Origin of the sequence: Microcoleus sp. C2D2 (assembly GCF_036702495.1) — a bacterium.
Taxonomy (GTDB): Bacteria; Cyanobacteriota; Cyanobacteriia; order Cyanobacteriales; family Microcoleaceae; genus Microcoleus.
This window is the reverse complement of record NZ_JAUBTO010000105.1, coordinates 1-20,647: the sequence shown is the minus strand read 5'-3', so window position 1 is coordinate 20,647 and position 20,647 is coordinate 1. Positions and strand designations below refer to the sequence as shown.

Below are 20,647 nucleotides of genomic sequence, written 5' to 3'. Positions count from 1 at the left end.
GGCTTTTTTTACGAACCGCGAAGGCGCGAAGGACACAAAGGAATATAAGAAAGAGAGGGGTTTATAGATGATTTAGGTTTGTTATAGTTGAGACAGTTGTATTTGTGGGAATAAATAATTTTATATTTGTAGTTTACACTAATTCAGTCACCGGGGAAGCAAAATGTCCAAAAAACTCGTAGTCATGGATCGCGACGGTGCAGTTGACGACTATCTCTCAGTGGTGTTGCTGATGACAATGGAGGAAGTCGAAACTCTGAGAGTAATTGTAACTCCTGCAGACTGCTACATTCAACCGGCGGTGAGTGCAACGCGCAAAATCCTCGATTTGATGGGGCGTTCAGAAGTTCCGGTGGCGGCGAGTACGGTGCGGGGACTCAACCCATTTCCGGTGTTGTTTCGGCGAGATTCCTTTGCGTGCGATCGACTTCCCATTCTAAATGAAAAAGGAACCATTGACACGCCGTTAATATCAGAACCCGGACAAAACTTTATGGTGCGAGTTTTGCGGGATGCAGCCGTACCAGTCACATTAATGGTAACGGGGCCGTTAACAACAGTAGCGCAAGCTTTAGATATCGCGCCAGAAATTGAAAGCAAAATTCAAGAAATTGTCTGGATGGGAGGCGCCCTCAATGTTATGGGCAATGTTAGCAAAGATATGGAACCCGGACAAGATATGTCGGCGGCATGGAATGCTTACTGGGACCCGATAGCAATCGATAGAATTTGGCAAACCCAAATTCCCGTTGTCATGTGTCCTTTAGATATCACTAATAATGTACCGCTGACTGTAGAATTTGCCAATCTCTTACCAAAACAGCGCAAATATCCCATTTCCGACTTAGCCGGACAGTGTTATGCCCTAGCAATATCTCAAGATTACTATTTTTGGGACATTTTGGCAACTGCTTATTTAGCGCATCCAGAATTTTACCCACTGCGAGAATGGGGAACAGAAATTATTACCGAAGGCATCAGCCAAGGACGCACAAAAGTTAAAACGGGAGGGCGAAAAATTCAAGCAATGGATAAAGTAGACACCGCCAAATTTTACAATTACATATTACAACAGTGGGCGAGGTAAAAATCACAATATCTGCTAGAAGCGAGCAAAATCTCCGTACAAAACCCGTCCTAACGCGAATATTTACTTCCTCTTCTCTTCCCTCTCTTCCTCTGCGCCCTCTGCGCCCTCTGCGGTAAAAAAAACTCCTCTCAAAAATGCTGCCAATTCTATCAATTATCCCCTTAGCCCAAACCCCTCCCGCACCTCAAGAAATATTCCAAATCCAAGAAGTGCGACCTCTCCCCGGACAGTTAGACAACATACCAGTATTTAACAGCAACAGTCCAGAATTAGTGCTGCAAGAAGGAATTTTGCTTTCGACATTTCCCCCAGATGGTAAAAGATTTCCGGCGGCACATTTAAACTTTCCGTTTCAAGGACGTTTCGACATATTTGCCCACCACATAGCCCGCGCACCTTCCCCGGAAGATTTGCGAACATTGTATCAAGGAGTAATTGTTTACAATCCGGGCAATAAACCTGTAACATTAGATATATTGCAAGCTGCGAGTTATCTCAGTCAACCCGATGCACCTTTTATTGAATTGCCGCCGCAAGTCGATAATTCAAACAGTAATATTTACGCGGGGCCGGGAAGTCGCGCTGTGAATGATATTCTCAGAGGAAGGAGACAGTCTGACTTTGAGCCTGGGTTAATTATTCCACCGGGAAAAAGCCAACTGTTGATGAATCATCCGATACCGGTGCGGGGATTGGTACCACCGCTAAACGGTCGATCGACCTTGATGCGGTTGCGCAGCGATGGTATAGTCTATGTTGCCAGTCTGGCGATGTTTGCCCGAGTTGACGCACAGGGAAACGAGCGATCGCCCTCCCAGGCCCAATGGCAAAACTTATTAGACAATGGTAATATAGCCGGGCCGCGCGATCGAACTCCCACACCGCCCGAAATCACCGAAGGTCAAGTAATTTACGGCAGAGTTGCCGGTGTAGCATTAGGTTCACAATGGCGAGCACTTCTCTCAGACAACCAAGCCACATCAAACCTAGCAATTCCCCAACCCGGAACAGCATTTTCCTACCCATTAAGCACCCTTCCGCGCGGAATGCTGGGCACAAATCAAGTGCAAAGTGCGAGGATGTTAGTCCGCTACCCAGATACAGCATACCGCGCCCACGGCAATTACGGAATTCAATACAATCTCAGCTTGCCGCTGTACAATTATACCAGCAAAAATCAAACAGTAACTGTCGCGATTCAAACTCCAATTAAGACAGATAAATTAACTTCAGGAGGACTTAGTTTTTTAGAACCTCCGGCACCTCAAACTTTTTTTAGGGGGACGGTCAGAGTTCGCTATACTGATGACAGTAAAGTGCCTGTAACTCGCTACGTGCATTTAGTCCAGCGGCGGGGACAGCAGGGGGAACCTTTGGTAAAACTAGAGATGAACTCGGGAGAAAAGCGACTTGTAGAAGTGGATTTTATTTATCCACCCGATGCGTCGCCACCGCAAGTTTTGACAGTGAAAACTCATTAATTTAGAGCGGCAGCTACTGCTAGGCAGACGCCTACAAATACAATACGTAATTAACCAGATTCGATATTAGTTTCGCGTTGCACGGGCTTGGTTTGTGTCTAGTCGGTATTGGCAAAAAACAAGATGAAGTTATCAAAAAAAATCTGGATTGTTGCTGGTTTTTTGTACTTTTTAATTCTTCTCAGTATCATGCTTTTAGCAGATACGGGGAAATTAGTCAACTTTCCTCTCGCTCATCCGCCTTATGACAAACTCGGCCACTTTGTTTTGTACGGAATAGCATCTTTTTTGTGCCATAGAGCAACTGGCAAAAAAGATACGAATTTGTTTAATTATTCAATTCCTTTCGGACCCGCCATTTTTACTATTTTCACTGCTGCGGAAGAAATGCTGCAAGGGATTTTACCAAATCGTAGTGCTAGTATTGAAGATTTTTTATTTAGTTTTTGCGGGATTGCAGTTTTTTATTTTATTGGAGAAGTTTGGGATAGAAAAAAATGAAATTGAGAGAAACTGCCATACCAAATTTTCATGGGAAGTCGTGATACCCTTTTAAATTTTAGATTAAAGAATTGCAGAATTGGTAATGACAGATGACCTAATGGTTGGGAGCTTCCCTACAGTTGCATTCTTTTGTTAAACTGGTAGAAATTAGGGTGCGGGGGGCACCCTACGATACTAAAATCTAAAATGGTGTTACTTGGTGAGGTTCTTGATAACTTCGTCGAGTTTATTTGCTGCTTGAGTTTTGCCTTGGTTTCTATATAAATCCCTGGCTTTTTTTACCGACTCTACTGCCTGTGCCCTTTTATTTTGTGCGGACAGGACTTTCCCGAGCATATAATAAAATTCTGGGACGTTAGGTTTGAGACGAATTGCAGTTTCAAAATTGGGAACCGCTTCTGCTAATTTGTTTTGATTGGCTAGAATGCTGCCCAAGTTAGCGTAAGCTTCGGCAAAATTGGGGTCTATTTCAATTACTCTGCGAAATGCTGCTTCTGCACTTGCTGTGTTTTGTTGGGCGGCAAAAGTTAAGCCTTGTTGGAAATATTCGTTTGCTCCCGTATTTTGAACTAAACTATTGTTTACTGGTGACTCTGCCCGCACGGGTAATATCAATTCCGGTTGCACCGGAATGATAGTCCGCAATCCGCGGTCCGTGGGGGAATGCGGTCCGTGGGGGAATGTGGAATTATTGACTGAGACTCGATCGTTCCTATCCAACCGGAAACGATATAAAGAGATATTTGCAGCATAAACAGGAGCAACTGTCAATACGCTGGCTGCTGCTGTCGCCGTTAAAAATTGATTTTTTTTGAACTTGTTTAACATTGGCAATTAACTTAGATTTCCTATCTGGATAATGTGTTTTAGAGCGTTTAATCACTCTCTTCCAAAAATGTTTGTACTCGACCGTTTGGTCTCAAAACAACTCGAATTTTAGGGTTTTTTCCATTGGAAACGGCAGAAACAAACGGCTCGCCGGCTAATGGCATATTAGTTTGCTCGATATAATCTGCTGCTGCTTTTCCCATCGGCACAATACTTTGAATAGACCCATTTTCATCGATCAGCAGGCTGTATTCCAAAGTTTGTTCCATTCCTTCAGGAGGCTTCCAGCGTTCCTCAAAGTAAGTTCTAGCTTCTGAAACCTGAGGAATTGTATCAAATAAAGTGCTGTTTTTTTTGCTGGCCGCGGCCTGGTTGTTGTCCTCGGATTCGGCGGTTGGTTGAGCGTCCTCAAGGGCTGGGAGTTCGGTACTGGCGGGAGGGACAATCGGCTCGATGGGGCGGGGGAAGGGTTGCGGCGGGGGAACGGGAAATCGGGAAGCAGACAGGGAGGGCGGCAGGGGGGGCGGTACGGCGGGAGCTAGTCTGGGCGGTAATGGGGGCAGCAGGTAGGGTACTGGTGCGGGTGCCCCTGGGCGGCCCTGGGGCGGTTCTTCGGGTGCGGGAATAGTGATTGTTTGCTCTTGAGGGAAAGCTGGGGGGTTCTGTGGGGCGCTGGCTGCGCTGCCGTTGGCGGGAAATAGCAGGGGTGGCTGCTGGATGGGGCTGGGTTTGTTGGTGGGGGGAGTTGGGGCGAGGGCGATGGGGGGCAGGCTGGGGCTGGGGGAAGTCCCGGTGTTGATGGGCGGGGGGGGCAGGGGCGGTAAAGCGTTTGTGGCTGGGGGTTTTGGTGCTGGGGGTGTCGGTAGGGCGGGAACTGGACTGGGGGAGACGCCTGCAGCTAACTGGGGGTTTCCTGGAGCGGGGGCGGCGGCGGGGGCTGTGGCGGTTTGCGGGGAGGTGGCGGGCCGATGGAGCATTTTGATAGTTCCTGTCGTCACGCCGGCGCTGGCGACCAGCAATGCTGCCACCTTGAGCCAGGGTGAGGACAGCGGTTGTCGGGGCTCGCGGTTGAGGTTGGGAAGCGCCATCAATTCGGCGGCACAGTTATCTAGTGCTGTGGCCAAGTCAAACAGTTGCAGGGTGCTCAAGGGAACTACTGGCCCGGATTCTGCGGCGCTCAAAGAGCCTAAAAATAAGTTGTGGGCGAGGAAGCCGCGGGGCTCTAAGCGGGGGGGAACCGGAAGGTAGGCAGTTGGGAGAGAGTAGGGGTTGGAAGTTGATAGTTCGGAAGTGTTGGCGGCTCGATCGAATATAACTGCGTTACCCGCGGCGGATGGCGAGTCTGGGCCTGCTGGGGTACGATCGATTTCAGAGTTGAGGTTGTTTTCCCAATCGCGGGATTCGCCGAGCAAGTTTTGGACGTAGGTGCTAACAGCTTCGTGGAGGGTTTCGAGTTGAATTCGATCGCCCCTGAGGGTAACGTGTTGGGTATCTGGCAGCCTGGGGTCGTCGAGTCGCAGCTCAAAACTTAAAGATTTAAACACCGGTTGGCCCGCCCAGCGAGATAGAGGCGAACTTTTGGCTGTAATTTCCAGCGTGCAAGTGGGGGGCGTGTACCGTTTGAGAACCATAGCAGAAAGTCTGTTGACTGTTGACTGTTGACTGTTGACTGTTGACTGTTGACTAATGACTAATGACTAATGACTAATGACTAATGACTAATGACTAATGACTAATGACTAATGACTAATGACTGTTGTTTAAGTCTTAGCGCGGTCTAGAAGAGCCAGCCAGAGGCGGCGGTGGCCGCCGGGACTGCTGTAAAATAGCAAATCGATCAGGAGTTTGAGGGCCAAATTAGTTAGTTCTCGGGCCGATAAATTTTCTGCATCTTCCATGCGCGAGGCATAAGTGTTGCTGAACCTGTCAATATAATCTCCCAACAAAGCGATTGTGTGAGGTTCGCGGTTTTGCTCTGCCATTTGTTCGAGCAAAGCAACAGCGCGGCGGATTAAAGCTTGGTGCTGACAGGCCAAATGACAGCTTATCAAAACGAGCGATCGAGCTTCCTCCACATCGAGTTTTTTGCGCCCTCCCTGGCCTTTCCGCAGCGGGTTAGATTGGCGCAGCCGCCACAAAGCTACCCGATCGGCTACCATTGGCTCTAAATTCAGTTCGGCTGCTACCTTGAGCATCGCCTCTGAGCCAATTTCTGCCAGTGCTTCTAGGGCTAACAGCACTAAATCCAGTTGGGCTTTAATGTTGTCCAACTGGGTAGGTTCTGGTGCTTTTTGGGTCAATTCTGCCCAGTTGGGAGATGGACCCGTTTCGTTTGTGGGAGCGGAGGACTTTACGGTCGAGCGCATGGCTTCAGCACGGGAAATTAAGACAGGTTGAGGCAGGATATCAAACAGTATGCAGTGATGAAAGCTTTGCAGCCTGTGGGCAACAGCACATCTGTTAAGTTGTCTCCATAGCTCCTTGCTTTGATTCCGGCAATCCTAACTGCTGGACGGAGTTGCGGGTTAAAAGTTGCGGTTTCAAGGAAGATCGATCGCGATCGGCAAAACCCATAGATTTTTACCCCTAACCATGCTACGCCGCAGAGTGACCGAAATCAAATCAGTGCTTTGAAACTATCGGGACTTATATCAATGCCAATATCCTAGCGCTCTCGAATGCTACTTATAGTCTGTCGCTACTTATAGTCTGTCAGATTATAGTTGTCATTGCTTCCTCTGGCGCCCTCTATGGATATTACGGAGCAATTTGTTGACACTCCCCGGCGTAAACGCGCGGGGATTCTTTAATCTACGATTCAACTTGCTGAAGCAGGATTTCTCCAACAACAGTAGAGGTCAACTCTCCTAAAGCGTTGCTTGGTTCAAGACCAAAGGTTCCGACGTGTCCCGCCGTACCCAATCCTCGACGAAGGATATTTCTAGCTGCGTTGAAATCTCTATCCATTACACACCCACATTTACAAACGTGTGTTCTTGTGGATAGCGTTTTTTTGACAATTTCACCGCACTTAGAACATTCTTGGCTGGTGTACTGTGGGTTCACCGCAACCGTAATCTTTCCAAATACTTTACCGAAGTATTCAAGCCAAATACGAAATTGATACCAAGATGCGTCATTAATAGACTTAGCTAAACAGTGATTCTTCACCATATTTTTAATTCTCAAATCTTCGTAAGCCACTACATCGTTTGATGAGATTACGCACCGTGCTAATTTCACAGCATGGTCCTTACGCTGCCTACTTATTTTGAGATGGCGTTTGCCTAGAATCTGCCTAGCTTTTGCCCTATTCTTTGAACCTCTTACTTTCCTGGATACACGACGCCCTGAACGCTTAAGAACTTTTTCACCAATTCTTAGGAACTTCGGATTTTCAACCGTAACTCCGTTTGAATCAGTGTAATATTCCTTCAGCCCCATGTCTAATCCGATCGTAGTACCAGAGGGTTCTGTGTTTTCTTTTCGAGCAACATCGACACAGAATTGGACGTATACGCCATCCGCACGTTTTACCAATCTCACCCGTTTGATTTGACTGATTTGGTAGAAGTGCAAGTCGCGTGTGCCTTTTAGTTTTAATCGTCCAATCCCTTTTTTGTCGATAAAGTTGATTGATTTCCGATCGTCGGCAAGCTTCCATCCACTGGTTTTGTACTCAACAGAGTGGCATTTTTTCTGAAACTGTGGATAACCTTTTTTACCAGGAATTCCTTTCTTGCAGTTATCATAAAATCTGGAGATAGCAGACCAGGCTCGTTCAGCGCTCGATTGTCGAGCCATTGAGTTGAGTTCGTCGGCAAACGGAAAGTCGCGAGCCAGTACAGCACAATATTTATTTAAGTCGTATCTACCCACTTTTTTGTTATCCATCCAATAGCGCAAACAGCTATTGCGGATGAATTGGGCGGTACGAATCGCTTCATCTACTGCATTGAACTGATTCCGTTTCCCGTAGGTTTTAAACTCAAAAACTAGCATGGCTTTACCTCCAGTTTTTATGTTATATCGTTTGACATAAGACCGCTCCTCAAAGTAAAGAAAGTTTACAATGTAACTCGTATTTCTGATGAAGCAAGGATTTGACTGGGAGACTAAAGTCTCCCGCGAGCTTTCATCCCTGGACTGAAGTCACAGGGTTTTGGGCTTATTTCAAATAAACGACCGTCACACCTGCACCTCCTTCTTTTTGACTGGCGAGTTCAAAGCGGGAAACCTGCGGGTGATTCGCGAGGAACTCGTGAACCCCGCGCCGCAACTGTCCCGTACCTTTGCCGTGAATTATCCACAGAACTCCGTATTCTACGGCTTTGGAAAGAGCTCTGTCTATTTCGATTTCTGCGTCTGAGACTCTCGCACCTCGTAAGTCGATCGAATTATTAGCAGTGCGAATGGCGATTTCGGGATTGGGTTTTGCAGGTTCCGACGCTGCTTGCTTAGCTTTAGCCGTAGCGAGTGCTTGTGCTTGGGCGGCAGCCTTGGCTAATTGAGCTTTCGTTTCCGGTTTTTGACCGTCTAGGGATTCAATTTCTCCCAGTTTGACCGTCATTTTCATAATCCCAAACCGAACGCTCAACTCTTCGTTAGCATCGGGGCCGCTGAGGACTTCGGCGGTTTGGCCCAAGCTGGGAATGCGGATGCGATCGCCCACTTTCGGCATAAAACCCGGTTTGGGTTTAGCCGGTTGTTGGCGAGAGGGCAGGTGTTTTTCAGAAATTTGATTTAAGGTTTCTGTCGCTTGTTGGGCATTTTGAGCCGTCTGGTCGCCCGACTGCAAGCGACGAATGATTTGAGCAATTTCTGATTTTGCCGATCCTATCGCCTCATTTACTGCCACTTCCTGAGCTATTTTTAGTTCTCGCTCCCGCTCTTGCAAAGCGGCTGCTTTTTGAGAAACTTCTCTGTGCAGTTTTTCGGTTTGGTGTAGCAGTTGAGTTGCTTCTCTGGCCTTGGTTTCCTGTTTCCGGCGCTGTGCTTCGAGTCCAGCAATCACTTGATTGACATCTTGAGAGGCTCCCCCGACATAGGTTTGAGCTTCATCGACTATGGATGCTAGCAAACCCAGTCTTTTGGCAATGGTGAGGGCGTTGGAACGTCCGGGAATTCCCCACAGCAAGCGATAGGTTGGCTGCATGGAATTGTCGTCAAATTCTACTGAGGCATTTTCAAAGCGGGAGTCTTGATATTTGAGGGCTTTGAGTTCGCCGAAATGGGTAGTTGCAACTGTTAATAGGGAATGTTGGGCGAGGTATTTCAACAGGGCGATCGCCAATGCACTGCCTTCTGAGGGGTCTGTACCCGCTCCTACTTCGTCTAACAAAACTAAAGATTTGGGAATTGGGCATGGGGCATGGGGCACTTGTGCTGAGCTTGTACTGAGCTCCGTTGAAGTGCGCAGCCGAAGTATGGGGCCTGGGGAACTTGTACTGAGCGTAGCCGAAGTATTAGTAATTGGAAGGTTTAAGTTTTCTTCCCCTTCCTCTTCAGCCTGCGATTTATTGCCTAAAACTTCTAAAATGCGGCTGATGCGGCGGATATGGCCGGAGAAAGTAGACAAACTTTGCTGCAAAGATTGTTCGTCACCAATATCAGCCAAAATATTGTCGAACCAAGGCAATTCTACGGGTTCGCGGGCGGCAACAAACATTCCTGCTTTCGCCATCAAAGCTGCCAAGCCCAAGGTTTTGAGGGTGACAGTTTTGCCGCCAGTGTTGGGGCCGGTGATGGCGACGACGCGGATGTGCGGCCCGATGGTTAAATCGACCGGCACGACTGGAAAGCCTTGCTCGTGCTGTTGCTGCCAAACTAATAAAGGATGGCGCAACTGGCGCAGGGTAATTTGCGATCGCAGGTTGCGAATTAATAATTGACTGTGTTCTGAGTTTTCCTCATCTTCTTTTTCCTCATCTTCTGTTTCGGGATTTTTTGGTGCTAATTCTGGCTCTCCCAATTCGATAAATTCCGGCGGATTTGCTTGCAACCAAAAACTATAACGCGCTTTAGCGGCCGCTAAATCTAAGGTTGTAACTACAACCAACAATCTGTCTAAATCTGGTTTGACTGCTGCGACTTGCTCCGTGAGAGCGCGGCGGACTGCTTCTTCTTCGGCTTGTTCTTGCCTCAGCAACTGCCGCATTTGGTTGTTGAGATTGACTGTGCTGTGGGGTTCTACGTACAGTGTCGCGCCGCTGGCCGAGGAGTCGTGAACGATGCCGGGTATGGCATCTTTTTGGGGAGCTTTGACGGGAACGACAAAGCGTCCGCTTCTTTGGGTAATTAGCTGTTCTTGTACGGCGTTGGATTGGCGCTGCAAAATCCCCTGCAATATTTGATAAATGCGATCGCGCAACTGTCGCATTTGAACTCTAATTCCTGCTAATTTAGGAGTTGCTCTGTCTGCTACTTGAGCGCGATCGTCTATACAGCGATGGATTTCTTGCTCTAGTTCGGGATAAGTCCGCAATTGGGCTGCCAGTTCTTTGAGCGTCGGCACATCTGGCCCAAAGTCAATTATCCGGCGCAATTGCCTTGCTCCGGCGAGGGTAGTAGCAATTGCCAGCAATTCTTCGCCGCTGAGCAAACCTTGGAGTTCGGCTCGCTGCAGGGAAGTGCCGATGTCTTGGATGCCTTCAAAACTCAAAGCACCGCCAGCGCGGCTCTCTAACTGATAAGCTTCCTCAGTTTGGGCCTTGAGTTCTGCTGTTTGAGCTTGATTTGCCGGGATTTGGAGGTCTAGGGCGGCGGCGACGCCGAGTTTGGTCGCAGCGAAGGTAGCCAAGTGCTGACACAGGCGCGGCCATTCTAATAGTTCTAGTGTTTCGGATTGAATCAAAGTTGAGGTGGTGTTGGTAATTGGCATTCCCAGGCGCTGACCTAGAAGGTTAATTAGACGATACTATTAATCAATTCTTCGGATAATTTTTGATGACCAACAGTAGAATAAGGGTTCCAGCGCAATATGCCTGCACGGGACAACGCTGAGTACAAACTCAAAACCTAAGTTCAACTGTGCGGACTCGGAACGAAAGCTAAACCCGGTTTCTTGGTAAAATTCTCGTGACTTGTCGCCCAACTCGTAGAAACCGGGTTTCTCGCCTGTGGACGCGGGCCATGAAACTGTCCGAAGTATTGATTGATTAATTTTAAAGTTTTTTTATTGTTTCCGGACGCAACTTGAGGAAGATTTAGGAGAGTTGTCAGCAGTCATTCGGCAGAAAGCTGTTATCTAAAAGCCCCATTACCAAGGCGAGATTTTGCTTTTTTGCGTTGCACGTCTAAAATTATACCTTCTCTCGAGCTATTTTTGCGTTTGAGGGAACTGGCACGGGCTGTTTTTTGTGGGATTGAACAATTTGGGAATTTTAAATATGTCGGCGCAATTGAGGCGGTTGTATCCTAAAAAGTAATTGTGGAGTTGGTAGAAGTATGGCAAAGATTCTGGCGATCGTCGGGGATGCTGTGACTGTTGAAGTCGTGCAAGAGTTGCTGGGGAGGGAGGGACATCAGGTGAGAGTCGCTCCCGACGGTAAGGAGGGTTTAGACTTGGCGAGGGAATTTTCGCCGGATGTGATAATTTGCGACGGGACTTCGCCTCAAATCAACTTTTTGGAACTGTGTCGGCTGGTGAAAGCCGATCGAGAATTGGCGAGGGCCTATTTTATTCTGCTGACAACAGCCGATCGCTTTGAAGAAGCCCAAGAATTCGACGCACCCTTTGACGATTTTCTGTTTAAACCGATAGTTAAGCAGGAATTGTTGGGGCGGGTGCGCGCGTCTAAGCGATCGCGCGAGTTGAGGGCGCAGTTGGCTCTCACCCAGCAAGAATTGCAACTGTCGCGCGATCGAATGCTGCAAAGTGAAAAAATGTCTAGTTTAGGCGAGTTGGTATCTGGTATCGCCCACGAAATTAACAACCCAATTACTTTTATTTACAGCAATCTAACTCACGTCCGAAGCTACGCTACCGATTTAATTGAACTGCTGCGCTTGTATCAAAAAGAGCTAGTCAATCCCGGCTCGGAAATTTTACAAAAACAGCAAGATATGGATGTGGAATTCGTTCTCGACGATTTATTAAAAATTGTGAGTTCCATACGAACCGGGAGCGATCGCATCCGCCAATTAATCTTGTCGCTACAGGATTTTTCCCGCAGCGATCGATCGGGCTGGCAGTTATTCGATGTTTCCGACGGTTTAGAAAATACTCTGTTGTTGTTGCAGCACCGCTTGCCAGCTCGCGAGGGAAGGCGAGACATCAAGGTGATGAAAGAATTCGGCAATTTGCCACAGATTGAGTGTTATGCAGGTCTGCTCAATCAAGCTTTTCTGAATATTATCAATCACGTAATCGATGCTTTGGAAGAGTCGGCTCAAGAGTTGGAGGAGTTGGAATCAATCCAATTTAAGCCTGTGATTTTGATTAGCACTCAGGTCGTCGATGCTCAGCGGATTCGGATTGAGATTGCTGATAACGACATGGCAATCAGCAAAGATATCACAGCGCAAATTTCCGATCCATTTTTGGTAGCAAAACCTGCCGAACCCACCATCCCTTTGGGACTTGCTCTCAGCTATCGGATAATTGTAGAGCAGCACAAAGGAGAGTTAAAGTGTTTTTCTGAAGCGGGTAAAGGTACTATATTTCGGATAGAAATCCCGCTGCGTCACAGTTAATTAATAGTAGTCATATCATGTCCGGTCGAGGGACCGCGATTTTTGTAGGGGCTCCCCCCACCAACAATACCTGCCAACAATCTCCCATCTCAAAAACCCGCCCCGACCGGGATATTATGGTTAATCGATCGGACATGATATCGGATGGCGGTGCGGGGGCGAAAATTTATCATAAATTTATCCCTTTTGATGCTGGTACATTTGTATTTACCGTTGGGTGGGGGCGGGTTTTTGAGATTGTTGGTTTTAGCTAGAGATTGTTGGCGAACCCGCCCCTACAAATGCGGTTGAATATTTGTCAATTGAGTTCGGCAATCAGCCTAGAATTGATTTCGCTGCTAATTTTGTACTCGCACTGCTGTTGCAGCGGACACTCGCCGCAGCGGGGGTTTTTTGCAGTACAAACTGCCGCCCCAAAGTCCAGCAGTCCTAAATTCCACCGCCCGACTTGCTGTTTGGGAGCGACTCGTTCTGCGGCTTCCCAAAGTTCGGGCGATCGCGATTTTACTTTACCGCCGTCAATCCCAAAAAAACGCTGCAAAATCCGAGCAACATTCGTATCGAGCACCGCTTTGGGCTGTCCGAAAGCATTAGCGCAAACCGATCTCGCAATGTACTTGCCAACTCCGGGAAGTTCCAGCAACTGAGCTTCCGTGCGGGGAACATTTCCCTGATAATGTTCTAAGATAACCAGCACCGATTCCCGCAGCTTTTGCGCCCGAAAAAAAAGACCCAAAGGCTGCAACAAACTAGCAACTTCCGCAGCAGGCGCGGCCGCTAAATCCCAGAGAGTCGGATATCGATCGACAAATTCTTGATAAATCGGAGCCACTGTAGCGGCAGTAGTCTTTTGCAGCAACAACTCCGCCACCAAAATCGCGTAGGGGTCGCAGGTACGCCGCCAAGGAAAATCGCGGAAATTCTGCCGGGCCCAAGCTTTCAGCCGGCGTTGAAACCACCGGATTTTAGCAGCGTCTAAATGCTTTGACCCAGGCTCAATATCGGAATAAAAAACAACGGTATTTAAGGCAGGCATTTGATTGGTACTGTTGATAAATTGCCAACTTTCTATCTATATATTAGCAGATTTAAATAATTTGTAAAACAATCTTTTTCTGCTCTCGTTCTTCTCTTCCTCTGCGTACTCTGCGTACTCTGCGGTTTATCAAAAAAATCTCAAAAAATCTTATTAACTACCCGCCCGACCCCGAAACCTAGAAACAACGTTGATTTCAAATATTTGAAAAATGTAAAATTTTGTATATTAAAGAACAAAAGTGCCAGAGAATAGACGATAGTTTATGTTGAAGAGATTTCAAGCGTCCGCGAGAATAAATTTTAATTAGGTAAGAAAATGGTAGTAGCAGCACCAGTTCAATCCGGCAGTCAGTCGATTTTTAAAACTCGCTACGACAACTTTATCGGCGGCAAGTGGGTGCCACCAGTGAAAGGGAAATACTCGGAAAACCTTTCTCCAATAACAGGAAAGTCAATTTGTCAAGTCCCCCGATCGAGCGCCGAGGATGTAGAATTGGCACTGGATGCCGCCCACGCGGCGAAAGACAAGTGGGGTAAGACTTCCCCAGCCGAGAGGGCGCGGGTTTTAAACAAAATAGCCGATCGAATCGAAGAAAACCTCGATCGCCTCGCCATCGCCGAAACCTGGGAGAACGGTAAACCAATTCGCGAAACCCGCCTCGCAGACATACCGCTGGCGATCGACCATTTCCGCTACTTCGCAAGCTGCATCCGAACTCAAGAAGGGTCTCTTGGCGAACTCGACGAAACCACCGTCGCCTACCACTTCCACGAACCCCTAGGCGTCATCGGACAAATCATCCCCTGGAACTTCCCGATATTAATGGCCGCCTGGAAACTCGCCCCAGCCCTCGCCGCCGGAAACTGCGTCGTCCTCAAACCAGCAACTCCCACCCCCGCCTCAATCTTGGTACTGATGGAAATCATCGCCGACTTAGTACCAGACGGCACAATCAACGTCATTAACGGGATCGGCGCCGAAATCGGCAAAACCCTCGCCACCAGTCCCCGGGTTGCCAAAGTCGCCTTCACCGGCGAAACCACCACCGGCAGGCTAATCATGCAATACGCCTCCCAAAACGTCATCCCCGTCACCCTAGAACTAGGCGGCAAATCCCCCAACATTTTCTTTGAAGATATCTGCGCCCAAGATGATGAATTCCTCGACAAAGCAGTCGAAGGATTAGTCATGTTTGCGTTCAATCAAGGCGAAGTGTGCACCTGTCCCTCCCGGGCCTTAATTCAGGAGTCAATCTACGATCGATTCATGGAAAGGGCGATCGATCGCATCCGCCAAATCAAACAAGACAACCCCTTAGATCCGACAACCGCCCTCGGCGCGCAAGTCTCCATCAACCAGATGGAAAAAATCGCCGAATACGTCAAAATCGGTCATGCCGAAGGCGCAGAATGCCTGATTGGTGGCGAAAGAAAAATCTTAGGCGGCGACTTGCAAGACGGCTATTATTTCCAGCCAACAGTCTTCAAAGGAAACAACAAAATGCGAATATTCCAAGAAGAAATCTTCGGCCCAGTATTAGCAGTCACCACCTTCAAAGACGAAGCCGAAGCATTAGAAATTGCCAACGATACACTCTACGGTTTAGGTGCAGGAGTTTGGACTCGCGACATCAACACCGCCTACCGCATGGGTCGCGCCATTCAAGCAGGACGCGTGTGGACAAACTGCTATCACCTCTATCCTGCCCACGCAGCATTCGGCGGCTACAAATCATCTGGTATCGGCCGCGAAAATCACAAAATGATGTTAGATCACTACCAGCAAACTAAGAATTTGTTAATCAGCTACAGCCCCAAAGCATTAGGTTTCTTCTAAGTCATATCAAATCCCGTACAACTGTAATTAATCTCATTCATCTGCGTTAATCTGTGTTTATCTGCCCTCATCTGCGGTAAAAAAAAGATAATTTCGTAACCGCAGATGACAAGGGATTAACGCAGATTCACGCAGATGTCGAGCTTCCATCTTCCATCTTCCTTCTTTCTTCTTCTAAAATGGAAACGATCGCAAAAGTCACCGCAACAGAAGCCGCTTTAAAATTAATTAACCATCTCAAAACTGAACACGGAAAATTGATGTTTCACCAATCCGGCGGCTGCTGCGACGGTAGTTCCCCCATGTGCTTTCCCGATGGCGAATTGATAATCGGTGATGGTGACGTATTGCTCGGCGAAATAGGCGGTTGTCCCTTTTATATTGCAGCGCAGCAATACAAATATTGGCAGCACACGCAGTTAATTATAGACGTGGCATCGGGGCCAGGAGGCAGCGATTTTTCCCTGGAAGGGCCGGATGGAGAGCGTTTTATTACTCGTTCTCGCTTGTTTGTTAATGCTGATTAACTCGGCGTTGCATAATAAAGGGATGATATGGAGAAAAAGCAGCATGAAATGCCCAGAATGCAAATCCAATAGGACAAGTAAGAATAAACAAAGAAGAGGTAAACACGCATCACATTTGTCTTAATTGTCGTCGCCAGGAAAGTCAGCCCACCGCCAACAGAGAGAGGCTATAGCGATCGAATGAAACGTGAATGCCTGAAAATGCACGTCAATGGCATGGGACTGCGATCGATTGAGGGTGTCACAGATGGTTGGTCAGTTTATCCTTGCTTTATTCCAAATGGAGACCAGATTGTGAGCAAAACCTATAAGCTGTCGCGCATTTAAATTGTATATTCAGGGCGGGCGGGACGCCCACCCCACAAGACTTGAATTTTTTTTGAGATACAATTTAAATGCAGAATAGCTTATCACCTGAGTTGAGGGAGAAAATGCGCCCGGCAGTCTTTACGCAAGCTCGACTGCACCGCATAACTTGATGTTACTCCCAGTCCGTAGAAATCCTGGGTCACTCAATTCGCCTGTTAATTCATTATCTCAAGTTTGGTGATGTCCCTGTCCCCTATGGCTGCATCCCTTAATTCAGCAACGCCAAATAAAACAGTGCGTAAAGTTTTGTAACTAGGATATATTGTTATCTTGGATGCCCTCTAGAGCCTTCTATCTCAGAAGTAGAAAAAACTGATGAACGCTATAATTATTGGTTGTGGCTATGTTGGAAGTGCCGTTGCCCAGCATTGGCGGAACCTGGGTCACGCAATCACTGCAACGACGACAACGCAAGACCGGATTGGGGAGTTACAGAAAGTTGCCAACCGGGCGATCGTCCTGAAGTGCTGCGATGAAGAGACATTACAGACGATCCTGCAAAATCAAGATGTGGTATTCCTGAGTCTCGCTCCTACAGCAAACCAACAAGTAGATTCCGATATGTACAAGGAGACTTACCTGCATACGGCCCACAACCTTGTTCTTGCGTTGAAGCATTTGCCCAACATAAAACAACTCATATATACCAGTAGTTCTGGGGTGTATGGCAATAGTAATGGAGCCTGGGTTAGCGAACTTTCACCTGTGGCACCTGCTGACAGACATGCAGAGATTTTACACGAGACAGAGCAAGTTTTGCTGTCAGCATCCAGCCCTGATTTGAAAGTATGTATCTTTCGCCTTGCAGCCATTTATGGACCCGATCGCGAGTTCAAGAAACGGTTAAGCGGGCTTGCAGGCACAACTCGCCCAGGCACAGGCAATAATTTCACGAACTGGATTCATCTGGACGACATTGTATCAGCAAGTGAGTTGGCGCTCGCTCGTCAATTAGAAGGAGTTTATAACGTAGTAAATGATGTTCCCATTACTGCTCGTGAATTGTTTAAACAACTTTGCGATCGCTACGAATTACCTGAAGTGGAATGGGATGGATCAGATACAACAAAGCGATCGAATAGTCGGCGCATATCGAATCAGAAGCTCAAAGCAGAAGGATACCAGCTCATTCATCCAGAAGTAGAAATTTGAGCCTGTTAAATGGCGAATACATCAGGCTTTTGTTCCGGTTGTTCGTAGATTAAAGTACAGCTTCGCTGTGTATCATTGGTATCTGGGGTCCAACGCATGGAGGCATAATAGGGAGTGTTGAATCGATCGCTCGAAAGAACCACCTCTATGGCATCTGGAAATTGGATTTGTAGAAAATCGCCTTGTATTTCACTGGGTTGAGGAGGAACTGGCAGTTGAGCCATCTCATCCAATGAAACATAGGTTCCGCCTGTGGTTTGAGCAGGAAGTTTGAGGCCGTTAACTCGATCGATCCTACAGTGATTTTGTTGGGACCACCAAGCTTTCCCTACCTCTTCCTTGCTTTCTTTAAACAATGAAAATTTGTTGGGCTGAGGGCTATCGGCCGATGTGTACATTACTACTACACTCGTTCTTTTTCCTGATGCCAGGAGGAAAGGCTCAAAATAGAATCCTGAACCCGTTCGATCCTGCCCAACCATTATGGCAGAAGAATGGGGATTACAAAGCAGATAACCCTCTGGATCGAACCCATGGATAATCAGCGGATTACCCACGGTCACAACCCATTGTTTCTGCGTTACTGTTTCTGTCATCCGACTCCTGAAGTCGATGGAATGGGTGAGAGTTTGCCCATCGTCAGAAGGAATTGAGCTCCTTACAGAATCAAGAATATCGAGAACCTGCCCTGCGGCATCATATCTAACTAATACCCCTTGCCAACGTGTTCCGTGAGCGGCGATAAAATTTTCCCACTGCTGTTGAGAAGTTAAAGGTACTTTGGCGGTGATGGACACTCTGTTTTCTGACATTGGCGTATCCCTTTTTTCCCTATAGGTTGTCAATAATTTAGTTTTGCGGATTCAACCTGCTCATTTATTCTACTCTAGACTGAGCCAGGATTATTTGCAACTGAGACTGCTATCATCTACTTCGACGCTTGTTTAACTGCAACTGACAACCCCTGTCCTGCGCCGATAATACCTATCTTACTCTGGGACGAAACCATTTGTGCTTCTCCTGATTTAACATTGCCGATCGGCATCGACCACTATTGTAATTAAGGAAAATCCAATTGGGGCGATCTCTCTATTGCGGATTGAGATTTTGCTGATAATAGCGACAGCTTGAAACCTGCAGCTATTATCAGTATCTGGGCTGAGGCAGGATTAATTATTAATTGGCAAGTTCAAAATTTACGAACTCAAAACTTAATACTACTTTAAGCTTGAGTATTTTTAATGAGAGCCAATTCAATTTTGTCACCAGCCTTGTGACTCACTTGTGCGCGCAAACCAGGTCCAAAAAAAGTAGCTATTTTGTCTTGCTTTTCTTCCCAGACTTCGATCGGGATTAGTGGCGAATAAAACTCTAAAATTAACCCATAAGCACCATCAACATCAACTTCCCGCAACCCTTGCAGGAGGGGCCGTTCCTCGTCTGTCGGGGCCAGACCCAAGCGCTCCAAAGCATCATCTAAGTGCGCGGGTTGACCGTAGCGAAATCGGGTGATATCTTTGCGGACTTGGTTTTGAGTATCTGTAGCCTGACTTTCTCGGAGGAGGAGAACTTCAGCAGAGGTAGGTTCGGTGAACTCCACTGGTTCGAGTTCGGCCGCTTTCAGGGCCAAACCTCCCAGCAACAGCGGAATTCCATAAAAAAAACCGGCTAGGTTGAGGGTTGGTTTGTCTGTGAAGTAGGCTGCGAACCCGACTGCTGCTATAATACCGCCCACAACTAAGGCTAGGTTTGCTAAAGAAATTTTACGTAACATATTAGTGAGGTAGTTAGCTCGAATCAACAAGATACTTTAATTATTATCTGTCAAAAAGTCTTGAATAAATTTAGTTTTTTTGCCAAAAGACCTGCAAAAACTGCTAGCATCTATGAGCGCGCTCGCGGTGTGCATCCACAGTCTTGTCTATAGCTTCAGAAGCTTATCCAGCCGGACTCGCCCGGGCGCGTTCGGGGTAAAAATCCGTGTTAATTGCGCGGCGTTGGTTCCAGAAGGCAATCGAGATCGGCAGTATCATCAAAGTATACAGAGTGGCGATCGCGATCGACACTCTTGCCCTTTCAACCATTTTTCGGACATGATTAAAGACGAAGACACACAAACTGCGGGAGCAAACAAGTCGGTTCTGGAGCAGATTAACTCGCTCAAACGCGAAGATGAAAGGCTTTATAATATCTTAGCGATCGATGTCTGGGCCCTAGCCAAGACAATGGATGAATATCAACCGGGATTTTGGGCTGCTTTTATGAAAAACCGGGAGAAGGCCCTGAAGCGATTTTTAGCTGGAATGATGAAAAATAAACCCGCAGAGACCAAACGTCCGCCTTTTTTGCGTTGAAATCTGGCTGAACTTTTGCTGAAGTTTTGATGTACAATCAAACTATAACACAGGCCCAAAAACCCTGAGCACGTTCATCACCTCCAATATAAAAACAGTGAAGGATTTGCCCAGAAAGGTAGGTCGGTGAATTAAGAATCCCTGTCTGTTCGCAGGAGGGAATGTCAAATATTTTTGTTAATAGTAGCAAAGGCCAAAAACAATGGATGCACAGACAATCAAAGAGCGCGTAGCAGAGATCGAGAGCAAGCGGGAATCCCTCGTGCGGCTGTTAGATCGATCGGACTTGGGAGCCCTGAAAATAGATGTGAGTCAGGCGATCGAAGAAATTGACGATCTCTTAGAAGAATTCAAGCGCACTTTTAACAGTTAAGTAGTCAGTGGTCATTAGTCAGCAGTCATTAGTCATTAGTCATTAGTCATTAGTCAGTAGTCATTAGTCAGTAGTTGTCAGTGGTCATTAGTCAGTAGTTGTCAGTGGTCATTAGTTGTCGCGCATTTAATTTGGATAGTTATGTTATTAAAAATCTTGTGGGGTGGGCATCTTGGCCGCCCCAAAAATGAAAATTAAATGCAGTACACCTTAATAGCTAACAAGAACCTACACGGCTAACTGCAAATTTGACCACTGACCACTGATGACTAATGACGAATGACGAATGACTAATGACGAATGACGAATGACTAATGACGAATCAGGGTAAACGCATCTTAACTGGAACCCAAAATATGCTACAGTTAAATCCGACTACAACTCAATGTAGTTTGTTGTA

At 47.1% G+C, this 20,647-nt stretch carries 19 protein-coding genes and 1 pseudogene; 11 read left to right on the top strand and 9 right to left on the bottom strand.

The features are described 5' to 3' along the window. Nucleotides 1-163 precede the first annotated feature (163 nt). The 3 genes from QUB61_RS26890 (at nt 164) to QUB61_RS26880 (ending at nt 3,072) form a co-directional block, all read left to right on the top strand. The gene (locus tag QUB61_RS26890; RefSeq protein ID WP_333122558.1) at nt 164-1,087 is read left to right on the top strand and encodes a nucleoside hydrolase; all 924 of its coding nucleotides are present in this window, start codon (nt 164-166) and stop codon (nt 1,085-1,087) included. 137 nt (nt 1,088-1,224) lie between these two features. Continuing rightward, nucleotides 1,225-2,571 carry a DUF3370 domain-containing protein gene (locus QUB61_RS26885; protein ID WP_333122561.1) on the top strand — a complete coding sequence of 449 codons (1,347 nt, stop codon included), beginning with the start codon at nt 1,225-1,227 and terminating at the stop codon, nt 2,569-2,571. Between the two features lie 108 nt (nt 2,572-2,679). After that, nucleotides 2,680-3,072, top strand: coding sequence for a VanZ family protein (locus tag QUB61_RS26880; RefSeq protein WP_333190200.1), 393 nt, complete (start codon nt 2,680-2,682; stop codon nt 3,070-3,072). A 195-nt stretch (nt 3,073-3,267) separates the two neighbouring features. Here the strand turns inward: QUB61_RS26880 and QUB61_RS26875 are convergent, their stop codons facing one another. From QUB61_RS26875 to QUB61_RS26855, 5 genes are all read right to left on the bottom strand, one after another. Beyond that, nucleotides 3,268-3,903 carry a tetratricopeptide repeat protein gene (locus QUB61_RS26875; RefSeq protein WP_333122567.1) on the bottom strand — a complete coding sequence of 212 codons (636 nt, stop codon included), beginning with the start codon at nt 3,901-3,903 and terminating at the stop codon, nt 3,268-3,270. 47 nt (nt 3,904-3,950) lie between these two features. Beyond that, nucleotides 3,951-5,534: a DUF4335 domain-containing protein gene (locus QUB61_RS26870; protein ID WP_333122570.1), complete on the bottom strand. Its 1,584-nt coding sequence runs from the start codon at nt 5,532-5,534 to the stop codon at nt 3,951-3,953. 129 nt (nt 5,535-5,663) lie between these two features. Next, the gene (locus QUB61_RS26865; protein WP_333122572.1) at nt 5,664-6,269 is read right to left on the bottom strand and encodes a DUF3038 domain-containing protein; all 606 of its coding nucleotides are present in this window, start codon (nt 6,267-6,269) and stop codon (nt 5,664-5,666) included. Between the two features lie 445 nt (nt 6,270-6,714). Continuing rightward, nucleotides 6,715-7,905: a transposase gene (locus tag QUB61_RS26860; RefSeq protein ID WP_333122574.1), complete on the bottom strand. Its 1,191-nt coding sequence runs from the start codon at nt 7,903-7,905 to the stop codon at nt 6,715-6,717. A 166-nt stretch (nt 7,906-8,071) separates the two neighbouring features. Further along, a complete protein-coding gene (locus QUB61_RS26855; protein ID WP_333122609.1) occupies nt 8,072-10,756 on the bottom strand; it encodes an endonuclease MutS2 in 2,685 nt (894 codons plus the stop codon). A 593-nt stretch (nt 10,757-11,349) separates the two neighbouring features. On the opposite strand from QUB61_RS26855, the gene QUB61_RS26850 reads away from it, so the two are divergent. Together QUB61_RS26850 and QUB61_RS26845 are read left to right on the top strand one after the other, a co-directional pair. After that, nucleotides 11,350-12,597: a response regulator gene (locus QUB61_RS26850; RefSeq protein ID WP_333122576.1), complete on the top strand. Its 1,248-nt coding sequence runs from the start codon at nt 11,350-11,352 to the stop codon at nt 12,595-12,597. A 116-nt stretch (nt 12,598-12,713) separates the two neighbouring features. Then, complete coding sequence (locus QUB61_RS26845) at nt 12,714-12,851, top strand: hypothetical protein (protein ID WP_333122578.1); 138 nt, start codon at nt 12,714-12,716, stop codon at nt 12,849-12,851. Nucleotides 12,852-12,895: 44 nt separating this feature from the next. Here QUB61_RS26845 and QUB61_RS26840 read toward each other — a convergent pair whose 3' ends face one another. After that, nucleotides 12,896-13,633, bottom strand: a complete 738-nt coding sequence (locus QUB61_RS26840; RefSeq protein ID WP_333122582.1) for an A/G-specific adenine glycosylase — start codon at nt 13,631-13,633, stop codon at nt 12,896-12,898. A 318-nt stretch (nt 13,634-13,951) separates the two neighbouring features. Between QUB61_RS26840 and exaC the strand changes: the two genes are divergently transcribed. The 4 genes and pseudogenes from exaC to QUB61_RS26815 all read left to right on the top strand — a co-directional run bounded on the left by exaC (nt 13,952) and on the right by QUB61_RS26815 (nt 17,520). Further along, a complete protein-coding gene (gene exaC, locus QUB61_RS26835) occupies nt 13,952-15,472 on the top strand; it encodes an acetaldehyde dehydrogenase ExaC (protein WP_333122584.1) in 1,521 nt (506 codons plus the stop codon). A 179-nt stretch (nt 15,473-15,651) separates the two neighbouring features. Continuing rightward, complete coding sequence (locus tag QUB61_RS26830) at nt 15,652-15,999, top strand: DUF779 domain-containing protein (RefSeq protein WP_333122588.1); 348 nt, start codon at nt 15,652-15,654, stop codon at nt 15,997-15,999. A 43-nt stretch (nt 16,000-16,042) separates the two neighbouring features. After that, nucleotides 16,043-16,580: pseudogene (locus tag QUB61_RS40100) on the top strand (hypothetical protein). A gap of 103 nt (nt 16,581-16,683) precedes the next feature. Next, nucleotides 16,684-17,520 carry an SDR family oxidoreductase gene (locus QUB61_RS26815; RefSeq protein ID WP_333122590.1) on the top strand — a complete coding sequence of 279 codons (837 nt, stop codon included), beginning with the start codon at nt 16,684-16,686 and terminating at the stop codon, nt 17,518-17,520. A 5-nt stretch (nt 17,521-17,525) separates the two neighbouring features. Here QUB61_RS26815 and QUB61_RS26810 read toward each other — a convergent pair whose 3' ends face one another. From QUB61_RS26810 to QUB61_RS26800, 3 genes are all read right to left on the bottom strand, one after another. Further along, nucleotides 17,526-18,332 carry a DUF3598 family protein gene (locus tag QUB61_RS26810; protein ID WP_333122593.1) on the bottom strand — a complete coding sequence of 269 codons (807 nt, stop codon included), beginning with the start codon at nt 18,330-18,332 and terminating at the stop codon, nt 17,526-17,528. A gap of 410 nt (nt 18,333-18,742) precedes the next feature. Continuing rightward, nucleotides 18,743-19,294, bottom strand: a complete 552-nt coding sequence (locus QUB61_RS26805) for a DUF2854 domain-containing protein (RefSeq protein WP_333122595.1) — start codon at nt 19,292-19,294, stop codon at nt 18,743-18,745. Nucleotides 19,295-19,457: 163 nt separating this feature from the next. Then, nucleotides 19,458-19,604, bottom strand: a complete 147-nt coding sequence (locus QUB61_RS26800) for a hypothetical protein (protein WP_333122598.1) — start codon at nt 19,602-19,604, stop codon at nt 19,458-19,460. Between the two features lie 9 nt (nt 19,605-19,613). Here QUB61_RS26800 and QUB61_RS26795 point away from each other — a divergent pair, with 9 nt between their 5' ends. Both QUB61_RS26795 and QUB61_RS26790 read left to right on the top strand, forming a co-directional pair. Further along, nucleotides 19,614-19,874 (top strand): hypothetical protein, encoded by a 261-nt coding sequence (locus QUB61_RS26795; RefSeq protein ID WP_333122600.1) that lies wholly within the window; start codon nt 19,614-19,616, stop codon nt 19,872-19,874. A gap of 202 nt (nt 19,875-20,076) precedes the next feature. Beyond that, nucleotides 20,077-20,247 (top strand): hypothetical protein, encoded by a 171-nt coding sequence (locus QUB61_RS26790; RefSeq protein ID WP_333122603.1) that lies wholly within the window; start codon nt 20,077-20,079, stop codon nt 20,245-20,247. Nucleotides 20,248-20,647: the final 400 nt, after the last annotated feature.